The organism is Solirhodobacter sp. (genome assembly GCF_964715405.1).
In genome coordinates this window covers 1-22671 of sequence record NZ_CBAICG010000053.1, presented here as the reverse complement: position 1 = coordinate 22671, position 22671 = coordinate 1, and the positions used below count along the sequence as shown (strand labels likewise).

Below are 22671 nucleotides of genomic sequence, written 5' to 3'. Positions count from 1 at the left end.
CGATCAGCGCCGCGAGGGTGGCGGCGCTGCCGGATGCCTTGCGCGCGCAGGTGATCGCGAACTTCACCGAGGCGCTGCACCCGGTTTTCGTGACCTCGGCGGTGCTGGCGGCACTGGCGTTCGGGCTGACGTTCCTGCTGGAGGCAAAGCCGCTGCGCGGGCGGATCGAGCCGCACAATGCCGATGCCGGGCATTGACGCAGGGCCCCCCGCCCGCCAGAAGGTCAGCCCAAAGGAGACGATGATGACCAACCATCTGCACAAGGGCGACCTGCCCGACGGCCTGACCCTTGGCCCCGTGGTGGCGATCGACACCGAGACGATGGGCCTGTTGCCGCACCGCGACCGGCTTTGCGTGGTGCAGTTGTCGGCGGGCGACGGGCACGCCCATCTGGTGCAGATCGCGCGCGGCCAGCGCCATGCGCCGAACCTCGAACGGATGCTGGCCGATCCGGCGGTGCTGAAGCTCTTTCACTTTGCCCGGTTCGACATCGCGGCGTTGCAGAACGCCTTTGGCGTGGTCACGGCGCCGGTCTACTGCACCAAGATCGCGTCCAAGCTGATCCGCACCTTCACCGACCGGCACGGGCTGAAATATCTGCTGCAAGACCTCGTCGGGGTCGATGTGTCCAAGCAGCAGCAGACCAGCGACTGGGGCTCGGAAGAGCTGTCGGATGCGCAGCTCGACTACGCCGCGTCGGACGTGCTCTATCTGCACCGGCTGAAGGCGGAATTGGACAAGCGGCTGGCGCGCGAGGGGCGCACCGGCATGGCGCAGGCGTGCTTCGATTTCCTGCCGACCCGCGCGGCGCTCGACCTGATGGGGCTGGTGGACGACATCAGCGACATCTTCCACCACTGAGCGGACAACGCCGCGCAACGCTTGCATTTGCGGGCGGGATGATGAACTTCTGCCGGGCAATGCCTAAATGATGGTCATGTTCTCCGTGTCCCAGCCGATGCCCGATACCGTCACCTTCCTTGACACCGCGCGCCGCGTCATCTCGACCGAGGCGGAGGCGCTTTCGGTGCTGTCCGCCAGCCTGGGCGACAGCTTTGCCGAGGCGGTGCGGGTGATCCTGAACGCGCCGGGGCGGGTGATCGTGTCGGGCATGGGAAAATCGGGCCATATCGCGCGCAAGATCGCGGCCACGCTGACCTCGACCGGGACGCCCGCGCATTTCGTCCACCCCGCCGAGGCGAGCCACGGCGATCTGGGGATGCTGGCGAAGGGCGATGTGGCGCTGGTGCTGTCGAACTCGGGCGAGACGCCGGAATTGGCCGACATCATCGCCTATACCCGCCGCTTCGGCATCGCGCTGATCGGGGTGGCAAGCCGTGAAGGCTCCACCCTCTTGCGCCAGTCGGATGTGGCGATCCTGTTGCCGCCCGCACCCGAGGCTTGCGGCACCGGGATCGTGCCGACCACATCGACCACGATGACGCTGGCCTTGGGCGATGCGCTGGCGGTGGTGCTGATGGAGCATCGGCAGTTCACGCCCGAAGATTTCCGCCAGTTCCATCCCGGCGGCAAGCTGGGGGCGCGGCTGGCCAAGGTGGGCGACCTGATGCACCGGGCCGAGGCCCTGCCGCTGGTGCCCCTGTCGACGCCGATGGGCGATGTGCTGCTGACGATCAGCCAGAAGGGCTTTGGCGTGGTCGGCGTCACCGATGCGGGCGGCGATCTGGTCGGCATCATCACCGACGGCGACCTGCGCCGTCACATGGTGGGGCTGCTCGAACTGACCGCCGCGCAGGTGATGACGCACAGCCCGCGCACCATCGGCCCGGCGGCCTTGGCCGAAACGGCGGTGGCGCTGATGCAGGAGAAGAAGATCACCTGTCTTTTCGTGGTGGACCCGGCGGGCAGCCGGGCGGCCGTGGGGATCCTGCATATCCACGACTGCCTGCGCGCCGGGGTGGTGTGACGCGATGGGCGGGCGCGACAACGCCTATTCGCGCCTGGTCTACTGGCTGAAGATCCTGCTTCCGCTGGCGGCGCTGGCGATCCTGTCGACGATGTTTCTTGTCGCGCATACGATTGACCCGTCGCGGGCCATTCCCTTCGCCAAGGTCGATGTGAACGCGCTGGCCCGCGACTCGCGGGTGACGAACCCGAGCTATTCCGGGGTCACCACCGACGGCAGTGCCGTCGCGGTGACCGCCGCGGTGGCGCGGCCGATCCCCGATCAGCCGGGGCGCGCGGCCGCCACCGACCTTGCCGCCCGGATCGACTCGCCCGGCGGCTCTTCGGCGTCGATGCGGTCCGCCACCGGCGAGATCGACACGCCCGCGAACCGGGTCACGTTCACCGGTGACGTGCACCTCGACACCTCGACCGACTACCACATCCGGACACCGCATCTGACGGCGGCGCTGACCGAGACGCAGGTCGAGGCGACGGGCGGGGTGACGGCCACGGGGCCGATGGTGACCCTGACGGCGACGAGCATGACGCTGGCACCCGATGCCACCGACAAGACCCAGTACGTTCTGGTTTTCAACGGCGATGTGAAGCTGGTATACCAGCCCGGACAATGAGGGACACGATGCCGCGTTCGATCCGACCGATCCTTGCCGCGCTGCTGATTGCGGCACTTCCCTTCGCGGCGGGTGCGCAGGGCACCCAGGTCGCCTTTGGCGGGCTGAAGCAGGATCCGACGCTGCCGGTGGAGGTGACCGCCGACCAGTTGAAGGTCAACCAGAACGATGGCACGGCGGTGTTCAGCGGCCATGTCATCGTCGGCCAGGGCCAGATCCGGCTGGCGGCGGACGAAGTGCGGGTGGACTACGACAAGGGCACGGCCGGGGCAAAGGGCCAGATCGCGCGCATGGTCGCGACCGGCAACGTGATCTTCACCAGCCAGGGCGAGGCGGCCCAGGGAAAACAGGCCGTCTACACCATCGACGACGGCAAGGTGGTGATGACCGGCGACGTGATCCTGACCCAGGGGCAGAACGCGATGTCGGGGCAGCAGCTCGACATCGACCTCAAAAGCGGCACCGGCCAGATGGAGGGGCGGGTGCAGACCGTGTTCCACCCGGCCGCCACGCAACCGGCCTCGCCATGACGCCGCCGCCGGACCTGACGGTGACGGGCGGCAGCGGCGGCCTCAGGGTCAACAACCTGCGCAAGAGCTATTCCAAGCGCCCGGTGATCCGCGACGTCAGCATGTGGCTGGGCCGCGGCGAGGTGGTGGCGCTGCTGGGGCCCAACGGGTCCGGCAAGACGACCTGCTTTTACGCCATCGCGGGGTTGGTGACGCCGGAAAGCGGGCAGGTGCTGATCGACGGGCGCGAAGTGACGGGGCTGCCGATGTATCGCCGCGCCCGGCTTGGCATCGGTTATCTGCCGCAGGAGGTCTCGATCTTCCGCGGCCTGTCGGTCGAGGACAACATCCTTGCCGTGCTGGAAATCACCGAACCGCAGCGCCACAAGCGGCGCGAGCGGCTGGAGGAGCTGCTGTCCGATTTCTCGATCACCCACCTGCGGCGCGCGCCCGCCCTGTCGCTGTCGGGCGGCGAGCGGCGGCGGGTCGAGATCGCGCGCTGCCTGGCCGCCGACCCGAAATACCTGATGCTCGATGAACCTTTCGCGGGCGTGGACCCGATCGCGGTGGGGGAAATCCGGCATCTGGTGCACGATCTGAAAAGCCGCGGCATCGGCATCCTGATCACCGACCACAACGTGCGCGAAACGCTGGAAATTGTTGACCGGGCCTATATCCTGCACGAGGGCCGCGTGCTGATGAGCGGCACCGCCGACGAGGTCATCCGTGATGAGAACGTGCGCCGGGTCTACCTCGGGCAGAATTTCCGTATCTTTTAGGCCGCAGGGCCTGCGATGAGCCTGCGCCCCTCGCTGCGCCCGTCGCTGCGCACCGGGGTCGCCCTGACCCCGGCGATGCAGCAGTCGCTGCACATCCTGCGCATGACCGCGCCCGACCTGACGCAAGAGATCGAGCGCGAGGCGAGCGAAAACCCGTTCCTGCACGTCGCGCGGTCGGATCGGTCCGCCTATGACGTGGCGTTGGAAACCGTGGCGGCGCAGCCATCGCTGGGTGAATCCCTGCGCCAGCAGATCGGGTTGATGGTGCTGGCGCCGACGTTGCGCGCCATCGCGCTCTACCTGACCGGCGAACTGCGCGAGGATGGCTACTTCGATTCCAGCGTCGAGGAGGTCGCCGAGGCGACGTCGCTTGACCCCGCCGAGGTGGCCGCAGCGCTGGCGGTGCTGCAACGCTGCGAACCGACGGGGGTCGGGGCGCGCAGCCTGCCGGAATGCCTTGCGCTGCAACTGGGCGACCACGGGCTGGCGCGGCCGATGGCCGACCGGGTGGTAAGCGTGCTGCCGCTGTTCGCCGAGAAACGCTGGGCCGACCTGACCTTCGCGCTCGGGCTGCCCGCGGCCGAGGTGCAGCGCATCGGCGGCCTGTTGCGCCAGTTGCGCACCCGCCCGGTGCCCGAGGCCGACGCCCCCGCCGCGCCGCTGATGCCCGATCTGGTGGTGGAACGCGACGGCTCGGGCGCACTTCGCGCCCGGTTGGGGCGGCGGGCGGTGCCAATGGTCGCGGTTGACACCGAACTGGTGCAGATGGTCGCGGGGCAGTCCGATCCCTTCATCCACGACGCCCACGGCCGCGCCCGGGCGCTGGTGCGCGCGGTGCGGCTGCGCGGGCACACGCTGCTGCGAATCGGCGCGCGGCTGGTGCACACGCAAAGCCGGTTCTTTGCGCTCGGCCCCGAGCATCTGGTGCCGATGAGCCGCCAGCAACTGGCCGAAACGCTCGCCCTGCATCCGGCGACGCTGGGGCGTGCGGTCGCGGGCAAGGCCCTGCTGGCGGACGGCGTGCTTTATCCGCTGTCGATCTTCTTCTCGTCCGCGCTGCCGGGGCCGGACGGGACCGCAGTGTCCAGCCACGTGATCCGGCTGGCGATCCGGCGGCTGATCGACGCCGAACCGGCGGGACAGCCGCTGTCGGATATCCGGATTTGTGAAAGGTTGCGCGACGATGGCGTTGACATTTCCCGGCGAACGGTCGCCAAATACAGGGGATGCATGCGGATACCATCCTCTTCAGAGCGCCGTCGCCGCAAGGACTGACTGACCTTGCAAGGGCCCGTGCCGAACGCATGGCATCTTCCGAAAACTCAACAGGACCGGCCCCTTGCACCGCAAGGTTCACCGATCCGCACGACCCAGAGGAGGCATGATGCGGTACCAGATCAGCGGACGGCAGATCGACATCGGGGATGCGCTGCAGACCCACGTCAAATCCGAGCTTGACGAGACGGTGACCAAGTATTCCCAGCGCCCGACCGATGCCATGGTGGTCTTTTCGCGCGCCGCGCACGAATTCGTCTGCGAAAGCACGGTGCACCTGTCCACCGGGCTTACCGTTAGCGCGCGCGGCCATGCGGCCGAGGTCTATGCCGCCTTCGAGGGCTGCCGCGAGAAGATGGACAAGCAACTGCGCCGCTACAAGCGCCGGTTGCGGGACCACCAGCACGTCCGCGCTGAACCGGTTGAATTCCAGGGAGCCTCGTCCTATATCCTCGCGTCATCGGAAGGACCGGAGGGCGCCGAGCCGGAAAGTCTGCAACCGCTGATCATTGCCGAGATGGAGACGCAAATCCCGTCGCTGTCGGTCGGTGAGGCGGTGATGCAGATGGAACTGGCAGGGGCGCGCGTTCTGGTGTTTCGCAACGAGAAGCACAGCGGCGTCAACGTGGTCTACCGCCGGGACGATGGCAACATCGGCTGGGTCGATCCGCTGAACACGAAATAATCGCCCGAACGGGTGTGACGGACAGTGAGCAGTTCATGGACCTTTCCACCATTCTGAAACCCGGCGCCGTGAAGGTGATCGGACAGCTCACCAGCAAGAAGCGCCTGTTCCAGGAGATTGCCGAGGTCGCGGCCTCGGTCTATGGCGTCGAAGGCGGCACCGCCTTCGACGGCCTGCAGGAACGCGAAAGCCTGGGGCCGACCGGCGTCGGCCACGGCATCGCGCTGCCCCATGCCCGCATCGAGTCACTGGAGGCGATTGTGGGCATATTCGTCCGGCTGGAACGGCCGATGGATTTTGAATCGGTCGATCGCCAGCCGGTCGATCTGGTCTTCGCGCTGTTCGCGCCAAAGGATGCGGGCGTCGATCACCTGAAGGCGCTGGCGCTGGTGTCGCGCACGATGCGCGACGCGGGCACCTGCGCCAAGCTGCGCGCCAACACCGACCCCGCCAAGCTTTACGCCGTGCTGACCGAGCCGCGGTCGACCCACAAGGCGGCCTGATCCGCGTTCAGGGGCGCCACGGACCGAAGCCGAAGGTGGCATAGTCGCGCTGATAGGCCTCGCGCGCGGCGGCCTCGATTTCATCATCGAAAACGTCGGCCAGCGTATAGGGCGTTGCGGGCGCTTCGGCGCCCGGCGCCGGGGCCGCAAGGCCGACCTCGGAGGCGAGGAACGCGAGGCCCCCGGCCAGTTGATCCTCGCGCAGCACGAGATCGGGGCCGACAATGGCCGAAAATCCTTGCAAGACAGCGGCCTGGGTGGCCCAGGCGGCATCGACCTTGAGGCTGGTCTGTGCCGCGAGGTTGCCCTTGAGGAATTTCAGGAACGCCAGGAACGCGGTGCGATGGGCGTAAAGGTCATAGGCCGGATCGGCGGGGTCGGCGGGCAGTTGCACCTTGTAGAGTCGACGCAAGGCGAACCGCACCTCGGCCGGGCGGCCGCTGGCGAGCAGGTCGCAGAACGCGGCATGGGCGCGCGCCAGCGGATGGCGCAGCACGGTGAAGGTGCGGTGGTTGCGCTGGCTGCGCCGCCACTGGCGCAGCGCCTTGTGGGTGAAGCCTTCGGTCAGACCGCCGCCGATCTCGGCCAGCCAGGCCGTCACCCGCGCCTCGGGTCCGCCCTTGATCGGCATGAACAACAGCGGCGCGCCCTTCGCGGCGACGAGGTTCGGCACGCCGGGGCTGCGGCGCGGCTCGAAGCTCGGGGTGCGCGACAGGTTGAACCGGTCCAGCCCCTCCAGCGCCAGCTCCATCTCGTCGGGGTTCACGACCTTGTCGCGCGTCTCCTCGGGGTTCTGCTTCTTCAACGCATCCGGGATCGCGTCGATCCGCGCCTCGACCCCCAGAAAGCGGGCCAGGCCGTTCAGCACGTCCAGATCATGCAGGTCTTCATAGTCGATGTAGAAAGCGGTCTGCGCCGAGGTTTGCAGCGCGTGCTGCACCAGAAGCTGGAAGCCCTGCACCAGTTCCAGATGCCGCTCGAACTCGGCGGCGTCAAAGCGGGCGCGGGCGGTCTTCTGGTTCTTCAGGTCGCCCAGCTTCCATTGCCCGGTCTGCACCGCGATCATCAGCGAGACGAAGCTTTCCAGCGGGTTGCGCGTCAGGATCACCTTGGCGCAGCGGCGATCCGCCAACGCATGGGCCAGCACGCGCGGGTCGTGATCATGGAAGAAGCGAAAGCCCGGCAGGCCCTCGGTCTTCGCGATCATCCGGCGGATCAGCAGGATCGGATCGGCCTCGCGCGCCTCGACGGTGATGCCGAACAGTTCGGTCTTGTTCTTGTGGCCGACAAAGCTGGGGTTGAACACCTCGCCGTGGCAGACAAGGCCGGGAAAGCTGTTCAGCGTGGCTTCCAGCAGGTTGGAGCCCGTGCGCATTTCGGCAAGGATGATGAAGCAGTCAAAGGGATGGTCGGTCACGGGTTCACTTCACCAGATAGGGTTTGCCGCGCCGGGCCGCGCTGGAATTCGGGGGGCCATCACCGGCCGGGAAATCGCCCATCAGCACAGGCTGCATGCCCTGGTTCTTGAGGTTTTGCAGAAAGCGCCCGAAGCCGGTCAGATCGACCATCCGCGGCGCCTCGGACAGGCGGCGCATCCCGCGCGGACTGATTTCGTCGATCACGGTTTGCAGCGGTTCCATCGGGTTCTCGACGAATTCCGCCATCGTCCAGATCCGCACCCGCGCCTTGAGCTGCGGCGAGCGCAGGACGTGCAGATGCTGCCCCTCGATGCGCTGCAGCCTGGCCGCGGTCTTGCGGATGTCGGAGAAGTTGAGGTTCGAGCGGAACAGCGGCACCGCCCAGGCACCCGAGATCACCGAGACCTGCGCGTTCGGGTCAAGCGCCATGAACCGGCCGATCTCCTGGGTGTCGCCGGGGCCGAACTGAAAACACTGCCGCTCGCCCCGCGTGTTCCAGATCAGGTTGGTCAGGAAGGCCTTGGGGTTGTAGTCGCGCAGCGCCGCGCTGTCGGACAGCGCGCCGTTGTAGACCGTCTCGTCGCCCGCGAACTGCGCGCGTTCCGGCGCGAACAGGTGGCCGTGCACCCGCCCGCCCGCGGCCTTGGCGAGCCAGGTCTCGAAGTTCTCGAAGATCTCGCTGAACCCCTCGAACACCGAAAAGGGGGCGGCGGTGCGGCCGTTTTCCCAGTTCTCGTTCGGAAAGCGGCTTTGCATGTAAAGCCCGGCGCGGCCGCGCGTCCGCCGCTCCACCGCCTTGGCGAACAGGCGGTCGATCTTGCCGGGGTTCGGCTCGGTCTGCGCGCTGCCCGCGCTGTCGGCGGCCAGGAACACCTTGTAAAGCCGGTCGGCATGGGGCCAGATCTTGCGCGCCACGAAACAGTCCGAGCGCCGCAGCAGTTGCAGGTGGTCGTCGTAGAAGATGTGCGGCTTGCCCTGAAAATCGAACTTCGACAGCGTCAGGGACCGGCTTTCGACGTTGCGCGAATAGCGTCGCACCATCGTCTGGAAGTAGGATTCGTCGGGGATCCAGACCCGGCGAAAGTAGCGGTCGTAGACCTCGCGCTGCGGATCTTCGAGGATGGCCGACAGCGTCTGCCGCGTCAGGCACCACCACTGGCTGCCCAGGTGCGGGGTGATGCCTTCGGGGATGCGGCGCTTGAAGCCGACGCGGCGCTGCCACTTCACATAGCCGTCGAACAGCCTGCGGTGCTTCTTCCATGAAAACGGAAAGCGCAGGGTGAAGCGTTCGGCATCGAAACCGCCCACCGTCCAGGTCACATCCTCGGTGGTGACGGATTCGATGAAATCGGTGGTCGGCCGCTCGTCAAGGTAGGCCCGCAGTTCCTGCACCGGGCGCAGCGGAAGGCACGATCCCGAGGCGAGGTAGACATGCCGCACGTCCGCAAACCGTTTCAGCATCAGTTCGGCGGCGGCTTGGGTGGCGGCGACAAGCCCCCAGGTGCCCCATTCGCAGGCAAAACGCGGGCTGAAGCCGACGTTCGGCAGATCGGACAGTGCGCGTTGCAGCCGTTCATAGGCGTGGCGGCTCACCCGGTTGTCGACATGGATCACCACCGGGCAGTCGCGCGTGGCCCAATGCCGCGCGACCTGCGCCGCGCGATCCAGCGCGGTGTGGCACAGCATGATGAACCCGACCGTCACCCTTTCGCCCTCATGCCCAGTTGCCCTTCGACATCAGCCCGAGAATCTCCAGCTGGCGCCAGTTGATGTACTTCTCGCTCCACTTGCACCAGAGATCGGGATTCGCCTTCAGCCCCGCGTCATAGGCGCGGTATTCGTGGCTGTTGGCGTAGTGCTGGCGCCGGGTCAGCTCTTCGGCGGACTTGTCGACAAATGTGTGCAGGAACTTGGCATGAAGAAGGCATCCCGAAGCCTTTTCGCCGCCCCACTCGTCATAGATGAGGTTCAGCCCGCGCGGCAGCAGCATGTGGGTGGAACTGACGTAGGTGTAATCGCGGTGCCATTTCACCAGCGGAATCTTGTTCAGCGCGGGCGCGCGTTCGGGCCGGTCGGGAAAGAAAATCCGCGCCCGCGGCCCGCCCTGAATCCACAGGTTGCCGTAGATCGCGTTGCGCTTGATCATGTAGTTGCCGCTGTCGAACCAGCAGGCGATCTCCATCGGATCCTGGCCTTCGCGGTAGGGCTGGGCGTCGATCTCGCCCTTGGGATACATGTCCAGCAGCATCGCCCCGAATGACCGGATCGACGAGGCATCAAGCCAGTCGGTCAGCGCGCGGATGGACCGGGTATCGCAGAACGGGTAGACGAAGAACTCGTCCGGATCGACGACCAGCGTCCAGTGCTTGTGGCCATAGCGCATTTGCAGCCAGTTCAACCAGTCCACCCCGAAGCGCGCCCGCTTGTAGCCCGCCGTGGCGGTCCAGAGCGACACGTCGGGCTGTTCCGCCAGAAACTCGCGCGAGCCGTCGTCAGAGCCGTTATCGACGATCAGAAAGTGGTTGATGCCCAGATCGCGGTAATAGCGCAGGAAATAGGGCAGCCGGATGCGCTCGTTGCGCAGCGTCGAGAACAGCAGGATGTCGGTGCGCCGGATCAGATTGGTGCGGTTGGTGACGGACGTCAGCTCCCGTCGTTTGCGGAATGCCCTGATGCGCCAGCGCTTGCGCGCCAGACGCAGCCGATATGATCGCCAAATCCCCAAACCGATATTCGTCCTGCTGCCAATCGCACGGCGCCCGGACGGGGGGATATCACGTCAGCCTTAACACGGGCTTGAAGTGCGTCTCCCACGATGGTGCGGGGACGGCGGCCTGCCGCTGTCCTGTCGCCCCGCTCGATCCCCCTGCCCTTGCCGTCAGGTCTGTCACTGCTTTGCGCCAAAGATAGCCTTCACGAACATGTGCGTAAACCGGGTAATTGCCCAGCGTCTCATGATAGATATCAAGCGTGTTGCAGACCACCGGCAGCCCCAGCGCGGCGGCCTCGATCGGCGGCAGGCCGTAGCCTTCGGCCAGCGAGGGAAACAGCAGACCGGCGGCGCCCGCCATCAGCGCGGCCACCGCGCCGTCGGGTAACCCGCCCAGTTCGCGCACGGCCCCCTCCGGCGGCAGCGCGTCGAGGCGGGCCAGAAGGCCCGAACCGGCCCAGCCGCGCTGCCCGACGATCCACAGACCCGGCACGCCTCCGGGCGGCGGATCGCGGCCGAGGTCGTCCCAGAGGTCCAGCAGCAGGCCCAGGTTCTTGCGCGGCTCGATCGTGCCAAGGGCGAGGAAGTAGGGCCGCGCGAGATCCAGCCCCGGCGGCAGCAGGGCGGGATCGGGCGGCACCGGCACCACCCCGAGCGGCGCGACGAGGCCGGGCGGCACCCGGCCCCAGCGACCAAAGGCCGCCTCGGCCGTGCGACGGCTGCGGGCGGAGTTGTAGAGCACCAGATCGGCCGCCGCCCCCACCCGTTGCAGCCGGGCCGCGAAGGCCGCAGGCATGCCCGGTGCCGCGAATTCGGGGTGGTCGAGCGGGATCGTGTCGTGGATCATCACCGTGATCCGGGCGCCCGGCAGGCGGCGGACCGCGTCAAAGACCACCTGCGCCAGATCGGAATGACCGACGTTGAGGTAGGCCGTTGCCGTCGGCAGATGCCGCGCCAGAAGCCGGGCCAGCCCGCCCGGCCGCGCGCGGCCCAGCGCAAGGCGGCGCAGGTCGGCCTCGGCCCGCGCGCGCAGCGGGGCATGGCGCTGGCTGAGGCGACCGAGCAGATCGGCGGGGCCCCAGAGGGCAACCCCGGTCAACCGGGCATGCAGCGCCAGGGCGCCGGGCCGATCGAGCAGAACATAGCCCAGCGTGGTGCGGACCAGCGCAAACAGCGGCTCGGGCTGGCGCAGCAAAGCATCCAGATACGCCAGTTCCACCCGGTCGATGCCGGTCAGCGGGCCGCGCCCGACCCGCGAGACGAGCCGCGTCAGATCGAGAAGGCGCGCCGCGGGCACCGCGGCCCTACGCCACTGGGCGCGCGCCGCCCGGCATCTACTGCGCCGCCTTCAGCATCGCGACGGTTTCGTTCAGATACTGCTCGAACTCGTCGTGCAGATCGGCGCGCGCAAGGCCGTAGGCGACGGTCGCCTGCAGGAAGCCCGCCTTCGATCCGCAGTCGAAGCGCTGGCCGTGGAAGCGAAAGCCGTAAACGGGGTTGCCTGCCGTGATTTCTTCGGCGATGGCGTCGGTCAACTGAATTTCGCCGCCCGCGCCGGCCTTGGCCCGGTTGAGGTTCTGCATCACCGAGGGCAGCAGGATGTAACGGCCGATCACCGCGAGGTTGGACGGGGCGTCCTCCATCCTGGGCTTCTCGACCATGCCCTTGACGCGCACGAGGGCGCCCATGTCCTCGGCGATGTCGAGCACGCCGTAGGAGGACGTCCGTTCGGGCGAAACCTCCATCGCGGCGACGACATTGCCGCCGGTCTCTTCATAGGCCTCCATCATCTGCTGCAGGCAGGGCTTTTCGGCCGCGATCACGTCGTCGGTCAGGATCACCGCGAAGGGCTCGTTGCCGACCAGCCGACGCGCGCACCAGACCGCATGGCCAAGGCCCATCGCCCGGTTCTGGCGCACATAGGCGATGGTGCCGGAGTCCATGTAGGTCTGCCGCAGCGTTTCCAGCAGCGCGGTCTTGCCGGACTTCTTCAGGCTCGTTTCCAGTTCCGGGGATTCGTCGAAGTAATCCTCCAGCGCACTCTTGCCGCGTGCGGTCACGAAAATGAATTCCTCGATCCCGGCGGCGCGCGCCTCGTCGATCGCGTATTGGATCAGCGGGCGGTCGACGAGGGTCATGATCTCTTTCGGGATCGACTTCGTCGCCGGCAGGAACCGGGTGCCGAGGCCGGCGACCGGGAATACAGCTTTCGTGACTTTCCGTTTCATACCTTGTCCAATCCTGTGGCCGCGGCAACGAATCACCCCGCGACCGTTCTCACGTCATAGCGGTTTCTTTTTGATATTCTGGTCAAAATCACGGCGCCCCGAAAGGCCCGGTCCCGACAATCGGACAGAACTGTAACATTTCAGCGTGGTTACGCCGCAATCATCCAGGCGGCAGCGTCCCGATGGGGCGGTTGATCCCGATGCGGGCCGTCTCGTGGCGGACTCGGCGGGCGAACGACCAGAACGTGAAGCGCGGGCCGCGGCGGTCGGTGCGCCCGAACAGGCCGCCGGTCTGCTCCCAGTATCCCTCGGGCCGGAACCGGACGCGGTGCGGACGTGCGGTCGTGCCAAGGCACAGGACGGTGACGACCTCGGCCCCGGCGCGGCGTCCCGCCTCGGCGGCGAGGCGCGTGCGCGACCACGGCCGACCGGCGAGAACGCGGCCGGGACGCGGGCCGGTGCCGGGCAGCGGTCGGAACGGCGGCGGTTGCGTTGCGCGGGGCACAAGGGGCGGAAGGTCGCGGCCAAGACCCGCGGCGATGCCGTCCTCCAGCGTGGCGATCAGGCGGTCTGCGGCGGCAGGGTCCAGCGTGCCGCGCGCGCGAAACCCGTCGAGCCTGAGCCGCTGCGCCGTCCGCAGGGCGTCGAGCGCGGCGTTCTGCTCCGCCTCGGGCGCGTGGCGGCGCAGGAAGACGGTGCTCGACGCGCCGATGTCAAACAGGGTGCGGGGGGTGCGATCCGCGCCGCGCCGCGCGCTTTCGGCAAAGCCGTGGTGGACTTCGGCCCCCGGCACCACGGCGGCAAGGTGCCCGGCGGCGGCCAGACGCAGGTTCACGTCGGCCTCGTCAAGGTAGAAGTGCAGCGCCGCGTCAAAGCCGCCGATCGCCGCCAGCGCCGCACGGCGAAAGGCGCAGTTGGTGCCCTGCGTCTTCACCGCCCGATCCGCGCCGCCCGCCCGGATCATCACGCGATCTGGTTCGACCTCCAGCGGGTGATCCTGCCCCAGCCGGTCCACCTCCATCGCGCGCCATTGAAAGCTGATGCCGTTGCGTCCGCGCACGAAGCCGCCTGCCGCGCCGACGCGCGGATCGGCGAAGGGGGCCACCAGCCGCGACAGCCAGGTCGGCTCGGGCACCGCGTCATCGTCGATGAAGGCCACCACGTCGCCCGCCGCCTGATCGAGGCCGAGGTTGCGGGCGGCCGAGATGTTGGGGTCGTCATAGGGGACGGCCTTGAACGGCCCTTCGCCCAGCGCGGCCAGCCCGGCCCGATCGGCCACCACGATCAGCTCGAAATTCGGGTGATCAAGCTGGCCGATCGCCGTCACGCAACGCCGCAGCGCCTCCGCCCGGTGGCGGCTGACGACGATGACGCTGACCGGCGCCGCCGTCATCTGGCCGCCATCGCCGCCAGCATCGCCTCGATCCGGGCGACGTCCTCGGGGTTGTTCAGTTCCCAGAACTGGCGTCCGCGCGCCTGCACCTCGACACAGAGCACCGGGCGTTCGCGTTCCAGGAACCGAAGCTGTTCCAGCCCCTCCAGCTTTTCCAGCGGCCCCGCCTCCCAGCGCGGATAGGCGGCCAGCGCCGAGGGGAGGTAGGCATAGACGCCGACGTGGTGGAACACCGGGGTTTCCTCGTCGTCGCCATAGCGACGGCCGGTGTAGGGGATCACTTCCTTGGAGAAATAGAGCGCCTTGCGGTCGCGCCCGAACACCGCCGTGGTGCCGCCGACGCGGCCCGCGCGGCGGTCATCGAGAAAGCCGTTCAGTGCGCGACCGTCGCAACGCAGCACCGGAGTGGCGACTTCGGCGACCGGATCGGCCCGCAGCCCGGCCACGAGGTCTTCGACGAACCAAGGCGGCGTCAGCGGCGCGTCGCCTTGCAGGTTCACCACGATCTCGAAGCCGCCACCCAGCCGGTCATAGGCCTCGGCGCAGCGTTCGGTGCCGTTCTGACAGTCGGACGAGGTCATCACCACCTCGGCGCCGAACCCCTTTGCCGCGTCACGGATGCGGTCGTCGTCGGTCGCCACCACCACCCGGTCGGCGCCGCGCACCGCCATCGCGGCCTCCCACGAGCGTTGCACGAGGGTCTTTGACACCCCGTCCGGCCCGCGCAACGCCACCAGCGGCTTGCCGGGGTAGCGGGTCGAGGCATAGCGGGCGGGAATGGCGATGAGGACGGACATCACGGCTCCTTGAGGTCGACGCCGGGAGCGTAGGCGATGAAGAACGGGTTGTCGAAGCCCGGCTTGCCGTAGGCGAGCGGGGTGTGGTCGTCGAAGCGCACGACCTGGCCCCCGGCGCCGCGCAGCACGGCATCGCCCGCTGCGGTATCCCATTCCATCGTGCGACCAAGGCGGGGGTAAAGATCGGCCTCGCCGGTGGCGACCAGGCAGAACTTCAGCGAGGATCCGGCGCTGGTCATGTCGGCCACCGCATAATGCGCGATGTAATCGTCGGTGGCCTGATCGCGGTGCGATTTCGACGCCACCACCATCAGCGCGCGGTTGTTCGGGACGGATACGCGCAGCGGGGTCTGCGGCCCGACGGCGCCCTTCGCGAAGGCGCCGGTTTCCTCCACCGCCTGTCCGTCGGCGCGGGTGTAGAAAAGCCGCCCCTTGGCGGGGGCGTAGACGACGCCGCGGATCGGCACGCCGTTTTCCACATAGGCGATGTTCACGGTGAAATCGCCGCGACGCTGCACGAACTCCTTGGTGCCGTCGAGCGGGTCGACGATCAGGAAGGTCTGCACCGCCTGCCCGTGCGAGGCGGCCTGTTCTTCCGTCACCAGCGGCACGCCGGGAAAGGCCGCCCGCAGCCCGGCCGAGATCAGCGCGTCGGCGGCCTCGTCGGCCTCGGTCACCGGGCTCGCGTCGGATTTGGTCTTCACCGCGAAGTCCGGGGAAGCGTAAACCTCCATGATGCGGTCACCGGCCTCCAGCGCCAGGGTCCGCATCACCGCTTCGAGACGTGAGTGATCCACCGCAATTCTCCCGGCGCGCCATGTGCATCGCGCATTGTTGATTGAAACCGACGGTGCCATATCGTTCATCGCCATGAAATGGGCAAGATTTGCCGCTAGCTTGATCGCTCAAAGACCGATTCCGCAGGTTCCATGCCACGATGTTCAGCGCCACTATCCGCCCCTCAACGACGCGAACATTCTTCAGCCAGGTCGAGCTGATCTATCACGTGTCGGTGCGCAACGTGCGCAAGTCTCACGGCAACGCCGTCATCGGCCTTTTGCTGAACATGATGCAGACCGCGATGATGATCATCGTCTTCTACGTCATGTACAAGGTGCTCGGCCTGACCTCGATGCGGGTGCGGGGCGATTTCGTGCTCTACATCATGTCGGGCGTGTTCATGTATTTCACGCATACCCGCGCGATCCTTGCGGTGTCATCGGCCGATGGCGCGACCTCGGCGATGATGAAACATGCGCCGATGAATCCGATCGTGTCGATCTGCGCCGCGGCGCTCAGTTCGCTCTATCTTCAACTGATGTCGATGGGGGTGGTGCTGGGCATCTATGTCGTGGCCGTCACCCCGGTGACGATCGAATACCCGGCGTGTGTTCTGGGCATGATCCTGCTCGCCTGGCTGAGCGGCGTCGGCATCGGCCTGATCTTCCGGGCCGCCCGGCCCTGGCAGCCGGACCTGGTCAGCATCCTGACCACGCTGTTCACCCGCGCCAACATGGTTGCATCGGGCAAGATGTTCCTGGTGAACAACCTGCCGCCCAAGCTGCGCAACTACTTCAGCTGGAACCCCCTGTTCCACACGATCGACCAGACCCGCGGCTTTGTCTTCGTCAACTATCAGCCGCACTTCACCTCGGTGATGTATCCGATCTATGTCACCGGCGTGTGCGTGATGATCGGACTGATCGCCGAGTTCTACACCGGCCGCCATGCCTCGCTAAGCTGGGACGCCGGGCGCTAGTCGACCACCCGCAGGGTCAGGTTGATCCGCCCGCCTTTCGGCAGCAGGGTGGAACTGCCCGCCCGCACCCGGTCGATGCCGTGAAAGGCCAGCCGTGCCGCGCCGCCAAGGATCGCCACATCGCCGGAGCGGAGCCAGACGCTTTGCGTCGGGCCGCCGCGCGTGGTGCCGCCCACCCGGAACAGCGCCTCGTCCCCCAGCGAGACGGACAGGACGGGCCAGGTGAAATCGGCCTCGTCGCGGTCCTGATGCAAGCCCATGCGGGCATCCCCGGCATAGAAGTTCACCAGGCAGCAGTCGGGCATCCGCGTCGGTGACACCAGCGCCCGCCAGATCGCCAGCACAGGCTCCGGGATCGGCGGCCAGGGTGCGCCGGAAGGGTGCGACGGGATGTAGCGGTAACCCGCGCGGTCGGAAAACCAGCCATAGCGACCGGCAGCGGTCATCCGCACGGTCATCGCGCGGCCCCGCGGCGTGACGGGCGAGAACAGCGGCGCGGCCCGGATCACCGCGCGCAAGTCATCGACCAGCGCCATTTGCGCCGCGGGATCAAGGTGGCCCGGATGCACCGTCACGCCGCCCACCGTCAGCGCCGCGCCGCCCGGCGCCGCCGACATCCCGGAATCGACTCTATTTTTCATGGCTCTGTCCCGGTATTCCCGTCTGTGCGGTGCTTGCAGGCCCCCTGACCCCCCCTTATATACGCCGGGAAGATCGGTCGGGCCACGCGAAGCAATGCGTAGCGCGATCATGGTTTGGGATCGGGAGAAGGCGCCGCATCCGGGCCTTCCCCCACTTATCGCCGAAGGAAGAGGTAACAGATATGGCCAAAGTCATCGGGATCGACCTCGGGACCACGAACTCCTGCGTCGCCATCATGGACGGATCGCAGCCGCGGGTCATCGAGAACTCGGAAGGTGCGCGCACCACGCCCTCCGTCGTCGGATTTACCGACAGTGAACGTCTGGTGGGCCAGTCCGCAAAGCGGCAGGCCGTCACCAACCCCACCAATACCGTCTACGCCGTCAAGCGCCTGATCGGCCGCCGCGTCGATGATGCCGAGGTCGAGAAGGACCGCAAGCTGGTGCCGTTCAACATCGTGAACGGCGGCAACGGCGACGCCTGGGTCGAAGTGCGGGGCGAGAAATACTCGCCCAGCCAGGTCTCGGCGATGATCCTTCAGAAGATGAAGGAAACCGCCGAAAGCTACCTGGGCGAGGAAGTCACGCAGGCCGTCATCACGGTGCCCGCCTACTTCAACGACGCCCAGCGCCAGGCCACCAAGGACGCGGGCAAGATCGCCGGGCTTGAGGTTCTGCGCATCATCAACGAACCGACGGCCGCGGCCCTTGCCTACGGGCTCGACAAGAAAGACACCAAGACCATCGCCGTCTACGACCTTGGCGGCGGCACGTTCGACATCACGATCCTGGAAATCGACGATGGCCTGTTCGAAGTGAAATCGACCAACGGGGATACCTTCCTTGGCGGCGAAGACTTCGACATGCGCATCGTCAACTACCTTGCCGACGAGTTCAAAAAGGAACACGGCGTCGATCTGACGAAGGACAAGATGGCGCTGCAACGGCTGAAGGAAGCCGCCGAGAAAGCCAAGATCGAGCTGTCGTCGACCCAGCAGACCGAGATCAACCAGCCGTTCATCTCGATGGGCTCGAATGGTGCGCCGTTGCACATGGTCGTGAAACTGACCCGCGCCAAGCTGGAAAGCCTGGTGGCCGATCTGATCAAGCGCTCGATGAAGCCCTGCGATGCCGCGCTGAAGGACGCCGGCGTCTCGAAGGCCGACATCGACGAGATCGTGCTGGTCGGCGGCATGACGCGGATGCCGAAGGTGGTCGAAGAGGTCACCAAGTTCTTCGGCAAGGAACCGCACAAGGGCGTGAACCCCGACGAGGTCGTGGCGCTTGGCGCGGCGATCCAGGCGGGCGTGCTGCAGGGTGACGTGAAGGATGTCGTGCTGCTGGACGTGACGCCGCTGTCGCTGGGCATCGAAACGCTGGGCGGTGTCTTCACCCGGCTGATCGACCGCAACACCACGATCCCGACCAAAAAGAGCCAGATCTTCTCGACCGCCGAGGACAACCAGAACGCGGTGACGATCCGCTGCTTCCAGGGCGAACGCGAGATGGCGGCCGACAACAAGATGCTGGGCCAGTTCAACCTGGAACAGATCCCGCCCGCCCCGCGTGGCATGCCGCAGATCGAGGTGACCTTCGACATCGACGCCAACGGCATCGTCTCTGTCTCGGCCCGCGACAAGGGCACCGGGAAGGAGCAGAAGATCACCATCCAGGCCTCGGGCGGCCTGTCGGAAGCGGATATCGAGAAGATGGTCAAGGACGCCGAGGCGAACGCCGACGCCGACAAGGCCCGTCGCGAACTGGTCGAGACCAGGAACCAGGCCGAAAGCCTGATTCACTCGACCAAGAAGTCGATCGAGGAGCATGGCGACAGGGTCGACCCCTCGACCGTCGAGGCGATCGAACTGGCGATGGGCGCGCTGGAGGAAACGCTGGAAAGCGACAACGTCGGCAAGATCAAGGGCGGCATCCAGAACCTGACCGAAGCCGCGATGCGTCTGGGCGAAGCGATCTACAAGGCGCAGGCGTCCGAAGGCGCGGCCGGATCGGATGACGAGGGCCCGCGGTCGGTCGACGATGACATCGTCGATGCCGATTTCGAAGATCTCGACAAGAAGAAGCGGTCGTAACCGCACGGGAACGGCAGCGAAGCGGCTCGGCAACGGGCCGCTTTCGCCCGTTCCGGATAGAGGTGCTGAATGGCTAAGCGGGACTATTACGAGGTTCTCGGCGTCGCGCGCGGGGCATCGGCGGACGAGCTCAAGAAAGCCTATCGCACGAAGGCGAAAGAGCTTCACCCCGATCGCAACTCGTCCAACCCCGACGCCGAGGCGCAGTTCAAGGACGTCAACGAAGCCTATGACACGCTGAAGGACGACACCAAGCGGGCCGCCTACGACCGCTACGGCCACGCCGCCTTCGAGGGCGGCATGGGCGGCGGCGGTGGTGCGCGCGGTCAGGGCGATTTCGCCTCGGCGTTTTCGGATGTGTTCGAGGATCTGTTCGGCGATTTCATGGGTGGTCGGGGTGGCGCCGGGGGGCGCAACCGGGCCCAGCGCGGATCCGACCTGCGCTATAACCTGCGCGTGACGCTGGAAGAAGCCTACGCGGGCGTGCAGAAAACGATCAGCGTGCCGGCCTCGGTGGCCTGTGTGTCCTGCAACGGCACGGGCGCCGAGGGCGGCGGCGAGCCCGTCACCTGCCCGACCTGCTCGGGCATGGGCAAGGTGCGCGCGCAGCAGGGCTTTTTCACCGTGGAACGGACCTGCCCGACCTGCGGCGGTATCGGCCAGATCGTCAAGAACCCCTGCCGGGCCTGCGGCGGCGCGGGCCGGATCGAGAAGGAACGGGCGCTGTCGGTGAACATCCCGGCGGGGGTGGAAACCGGCACCCGCATCCGCCTGGCGGGCGAGGGCGAGGCCGGGATGCGCGGCGGGCCGACGGGTGATTTGTACATCTTCATCGAGGTGCGCGAGCACCCGATCTTTCAGCGCGACGGGGTGAACCTGTATTGCCGCGTGCCGGTGGCGATCGCCGCAGCGGCGCTGGGCGGCGACATCGACGTGCCCACGATCGACGGCGGCCGCAGCAAGGTGAAAGTGCCCGCGGGCAGCCAGACCGGCAAGCAGATGCGCCTGCGCTCCAAGGGGATGCCCGCGCTGCGCGGTGGCGGGCATGGCGACATGCTGATCGAACTGGCGGTGGAAACCCCGGTGAACCTGACCGCACGGCAGAAGGACCTGCTGCGCGAGTTCGAGAAACTGAGCGAGGACAACAACCCGGAAGGCTCGTCTTTCTTCACCAAGGTGAAGGGCTTCTGGGACGGCATGAAGGGCTGAGACGCGACCCCGCGAAAGCGGGGGAAATTCGCGCCGGTGGAGCGATTTCAGCGCCGAACACCCGAAGCGGCTGCGCAGGGCCGGGGCGGTTCGGCCCTGTCGCCTTCCGCCCCTGACAACCCTTCGCCTCCGGCGGGAATATTTTTTCCAAGATGAACAGCGGGCATTAACCCTTCTTTCACCGCGCTGCGGCAGTCTTGCCCCATGCACAGACCGCCCGCCTTTTCCGAAGCCCCCTTGCCCCTCTTCGCGCCGGACGAGGCCGAAGCGGTCGCGCTGCCGCCGGGGCGGCTGCCGTCCTATATCGAAGGGCACCGTGCCCGACTGCGGGACCGCTTCGGCGAAGGTGGCGCGGCCGCGATGCCGGATTATGAACTGCTGGAACTGGTCCTGTTCCTGGCCATCCCGAAGCAGGACATGAAGCCCCTCGCACGGACGCTGATCGACACGTTCGGCGACCTCAACCGGGTGATCGCGGCGCCCGGGTCGCGGCTGCGGCAGGTCAAGGGCGTTGGCCCGGCTGTTGTGCATACGCTGAAGATCGTCGAGGCCGCCGCGCAACGGATGGCCCGGGCGCGGGTGATGCATCGGTCGGTGCTGTCAAGCTGGGACGCGCTGCTGGACTATTGCCACACCGCGATGGCGCACCGGGAAACCGAACAGTTCCGCGTGCTCTACCTCGACCGCAAGAACGTGCTGATCGCGGATGAGGAACAGGCGCGCGGCACGGTGGATCATGTGCCGGTCTATCCGCGCGAGGTGGTGAAGCGGGCGCTGGAGTTGAACGCCTCGGCGATGATCCTGGTGCACAACCATCCCTCGGGCGATCCGACGCCGTCGGATGCGGACATCACGATGACGCTGCAAATCCAGGATGCCGCGCAGGTGCTGGGGCTGACACTGCACGACCACCTGATCATCGGCAAATCACGCGAGATCAGCCTGCGTTCGGCAGGCTATGTGTGACCCTAGCGCGACGCCACGGCGAGGTCGGGCAAGACGCCGGGAAGTTCGACGAACTGGCCAAAGCTCGCCGGGTCGCACTCCGGCATCGCCAGCGTCAGATCGGACCTGGCCGGTTTGCCACCCGGTATCGCGGTCAGCATCTGGCCGAGAACCTCGCGCCCGCAGGTCGCCTTGCCGACCGGCGCATCGAGCACGATCTTCACCTGCCCGGCGTCGGCGAGGGCCTTCGGAACAGAATAGACCTCGGCCTGCATCGGCAGGTTCACCGAGCCGTCACCAAGACCGGTCAGGAAGCCGCCGCTGGCCGTGGCCGGGTCCGTCGGGGTGCCGGGCGCAACCGCGGAAACGTCGCCTTTGGTGCCGAAACCGGCGCCGAATTCAAGTGCATGAAGGGCAAAGGCATCGGCGCCCATCCATTGCATGGCAACCCGTTCGAATGCCTTGAGGTCGGGCACATCGGCCCCTGCCGTCACCGTGGCGCCACCCGCAAAGCGCACCGTGACGCGGGCCGGATCGGCCATCGCGGGCAGGTCGATGGCCAACGTGCCGGCACCCGAGGTGAGGCCGGTAAAAGACAGGCCGTCGGCAAGAACAACCACCCGCGCGTTGGCATTGCAGGGTGCCGTGAGCGCGAGCGACAACATGGCGCCCGGCCGTGCCGCGAGTGTCAGCGCCAGATCGCAGGACAGGGACTGGGCCACCGGCACATTCTCGCCCTGCGGCAAGACGATGGAAACCGTATCGTTGGGCAGCGGGGCCGCTTTCGCGGGCAGCGGCAGGTCTGGTGCCGGGTCGGCGTCGGCCGGGGCTGACACCTGGACGGGCGTCGCGTCGGCGGGCATCGGCGCGGGCGGCTGCACGGTGGCGGCGACCGAAGCAGCGGCCATCAGTCCAGGTTGCGGGCGGCCACTCTGCATGTACTGACCCGTCGCCGCCGCCAGCAGGAAGGTTGCGGCAATCATCGCGAGCTTGCGTTTCCGGTCCATGATTCACCCCTTGGTCCAGACTCGTTTCCATATGGGGGCACCTCGATTTTTGCCCGTTTTCAGCGCCGGAGCTTGGTGCGACCGGTTTGAAGTTTGCAGTGGACTGCTGACAGGCGGGCTGGTGGGTGGTTTTGTATCTGTCATGCGGTCTCTTGGCTGCGAGACGGCACGGATCGCGGCCTG

At 67.0% G+C, this 22671-nt stretch carries 23 protein-coding genes; 13 read left to right on the top strand and 10 right to left on the bottom strand.

Annotation, left to right across the window (positions count from 1 at the left end; genetic code table 11):
* From AC11WY_RS17150 to AC11WY_RS17110, 9 genes are all read left to right on the top strand, one after another.
* A partial coding sequence (locus AC11WY_RS17150) for a hypothetical protein (RefSeq protein WP_482927734.1) occupies window positions 1-197 on the top strand: 197 nt, incomplete at its 5' end.
* Window positions 198-243: 46 nt separating this feature from the next.
* On the top strand, window positions 244-861 hold the full coding sequence (locus AC11WY_RS17145) for a ribonuclease D (protein WP_482927732.1): 618 nt from the start codon (window positions 244-246) through the stop codon (window positions 859-861).
* Window positions 862-958: 97 nt separating this feature from the next.
* The gene (locus AC11WY_RS17140; protein WP_482927736.1) at window positions 959-1927 is read left to right on the top strand and encodes a KpsF/GutQ family sugar-phosphate isomerase; all 969 of its coding nucleotides are present in this window, start codon (window positions 959-961) and stop codon (window positions 1925-1927) included.
* Between the two features lie 4 nt (window positions 1928-1931).
* Window positions 1932-2540 carry an LPS export ABC transporter periplasmic protein LptC gene (gene lptC / locus AC11WY_RS17135; RefSeq protein WP_482927730.1) on the top strand — a complete coding sequence of 203 codons (609 nt, stop codon included), beginning with the start codon at window positions 1932-1934 and terminating at the stop codon, window positions 2538-2540.
* 8 nt (window positions 2541-2548) lie between these two features.
* Window positions 2549-3070, top strand: a complete 522-nt coding sequence (gene lptA / locus AC11WY_RS17130) for a lipopolysaccharide transport periplasmic protein LptA (protein WP_482927728.1) — start codon at window positions 2549-2551, stop codon at window positions 3068-3070.
* Window positions 3067-3828, top strand: a complete 762-nt coding sequence (gene lptB / locus AC11WY_RS17125; protein WP_482927726.1) for an LPS export ABC transporter ATP-binding protein — start codon at window positions 3067-3069, stop codon at window positions 3826-3828. Before lptA ends, lptB begins: the two co-directional genes overlap by 4 nt.
* A gap of 15 nt (window positions 3829-3843) precedes the next feature.
* Window positions 3844-5103: an RNA polymerase factor sigma-54 gene (rpoN, locus tag AC11WY_RS17120; protein ID WP_482927724.1), complete on the top strand. Its 1260-nt coding sequence runs from the start codon at window positions 3844-3846 to the stop codon at window positions 5101-5103.
* A 109-nt stretch (window positions 5104-5212) separates the two neighbouring features.
* Window positions 5213-5788 (top strand): ribosome hibernation-promoting factor, HPF/YfiA family, encoded by a 576-nt coding sequence (gene hpf, locus AC11WY_RS17115; protein WP_482927722.1) that lies wholly within the window; start codon window positions 5213-5215, stop codon window positions 5786-5788.
* 35 nt (window positions 5789-5823) lie between these two features.
* Window positions 5824-6291, top strand: coding sequence for a PTS sugar transporter subunit IIA (locus tag AC11WY_RS17110; RefSeq protein WP_482927720.1), 468 nt, complete (start codon window positions 5824-5826; stop codon window positions 6289-6291).
* Window positions 6292-6298: 7 nt separating this feature from the next.
* Here AC11WY_RS17110 and AC11WY_RS17105 read toward each other — a convergent pair whose 3' ends face one another.
* The 8 genes from AC11WY_RS17105 to cysQ all read right to left on the bottom strand — a co-directional run bounded on the left by AC11WY_RS17105 (window position 6299) and on the right by cysQ (window position 15634).
* A complete protein-coding gene (locus AC11WY_RS17105; RefSeq protein ID WP_482927718.1) occupies window positions 6299-7708 on the bottom strand; it encodes a nodulation protein NodH in 1410 nt (469 codons plus the stop codon).
* A 4-nt stretch (window positions 7709-7712) separates the two neighbouring features.
* Entirely contained in the window at window positions 7713-9413 is a 1701-nt protein-coding gene (locus tag AC11WY_RS17100; RefSeq protein WP_482927716.1) for a DUF5927 domain-containing protein, read from the bottom strand.
* Window positions 9414-9423: 10 nt separating this feature from the next.
* Window positions 9424-10434, bottom strand: a complete 1011-nt coding sequence (locus AC11WY_RS17095; RefSeq protein ID WP_482927714.1) for a glycosyltransferase family 2 protein — start codon at window positions 10432-10434, stop codon at window positions 9424-9426.
* Window positions 10435-10483: 49 nt separating this feature from the next.
* Entirely contained in the window at window positions 10484-11716 is a 1233-nt protein-coding gene (locus tag AC11WY_RS17090; protein ID WP_482927712.1) for a glycosyltransferase, read from the bottom strand.
* A gap of 37 nt (window positions 11717-11753) precedes the next feature.
* Complete coding sequence (gene galU / locus AC11WY_RS17085; protein WP_482927710.1) at window positions 11754-12647, bottom strand: UTP--glucose-1-phosphate uridylyltransferase GalU; 894 nt, start codon at window positions 12645-12647, stop codon at window positions 11754-11756.
* Between the two features lie 160 nt (window positions 12648-12807).
* Window positions 12808-14040, bottom strand: a complete 1233-nt coding sequence (locus tag AC11WY_RS17080) for a glycosyltransferase family 2 protein (RefSeq protein WP_482927708.1) — start codon at window positions 14038-14040, stop codon at window positions 12808-12810.
* A complete protein-coding gene (locus AC11WY_RS17075) occupies window positions 14037-14837 on the bottom strand; it encodes a 3-deoxy-manno-octulosonate cytidylyltransferase (RefSeq protein WP_482927706.1) in 801 nt (266 codons plus the stop codon). The genes AC11WY_RS17080 and AC11WY_RS17075 overlap by 4 nt, the downstream gene beginning before the upstream one ends.
* On the bottom strand, window positions 14837-15634 hold the full coding sequence (gene cysQ / locus AC11WY_RS17070) for a 3'(2'),5'-bisphosphate nucleotidase CysQ (RefSeq protein ID WP_482927704.1): 798 nt from the start codon (window positions 15632-15634) through the stop codon (window positions 14837-14839). The genes AC11WY_RS17075 and cysQ overlap by 1 nt, the downstream gene beginning before the upstream one ends.
* Before the next feature lie 140 nt (window positions 15635-15774).
* Here cysQ and AC11WY_RS17065 point away from each other — a divergent pair, with 140 nt between their 5' ends.
* A complete protein-coding gene (locus AC11WY_RS17065; RefSeq protein WP_482927702.1) occupies window positions 15775-16596 on the top strand; it encodes an ABC transporter permease in 822 nt (273 codons plus the stop codon).
* Here the strand turns inward: AC11WY_RS17065 and AC11WY_RS17060 are convergent.
* Entirely contained in the window at window positions 16593-17237 is a 645-nt protein-coding gene (locus tag AC11WY_RS17060; protein WP_482927700.1) for an alpha-ketoglutarate-dependent dioxygenase AlkB family protein, read from the bottom strand. The two genes, AC11WY_RS17065 and AC11WY_RS17060, sit on opposite strands and share 4 nt — an antisense overlap.
* Before the next feature lie 182 nt (window positions 17238-17419).
* Here AC11WY_RS17060 and dnaK point away from each other — a divergent pair, with 182 nt between their 5' ends.
* The 3 genes from dnaK (at window position 17420) to radC (ending at window position 21502) form a co-directional block, all read left to right on the top strand.
* A complete protein-coding gene (gene dnaK, locus AC11WY_RS17055; protein ID WP_482927698.1) occupies window positions 17420-19327 on the top strand; it encodes a molecular chaperone DnaK in 1908 nt (635 codons plus the stop codon).
* A 69-nt stretch (window positions 19328-19396) separates the two neighbouring features.
* Window positions 19397-20536 (top strand): molecular chaperone DnaJ, encoded by a 1140-nt coding sequence (gene dnaJ, locus AC11WY_RS17050; RefSeq protein WP_482927696.1) that lies wholly within the window; start codon window positions 19397-19399, stop codon window positions 20534-20536.
* Between the two features lie 204 nt (window positions 20537-20740).
* A complete protein-coding gene (radC, locus tag AC11WY_RS17045; RefSeq protein ID WP_482927694.1) occupies window positions 20741-21502 on the top strand; it encodes a RadC family protein in 762 nt (253 codons plus the stop codon).
* Between the two features lie 2 nt (window positions 21503-21504).
* Here radC and AC11WY_RS17040 read toward each other — a convergent pair whose 3' ends face one another.
* Complete coding sequence (locus AC11WY_RS17040; protein ID WP_482927692.1) at window positions 21505-22488, bottom strand: hypothetical protein; 984 nt, start codon at window positions 22486-22488, stop codon at window positions 21505-21507.
* Window positions 22489-22671 lie beyond the last annotated feature (183 nt).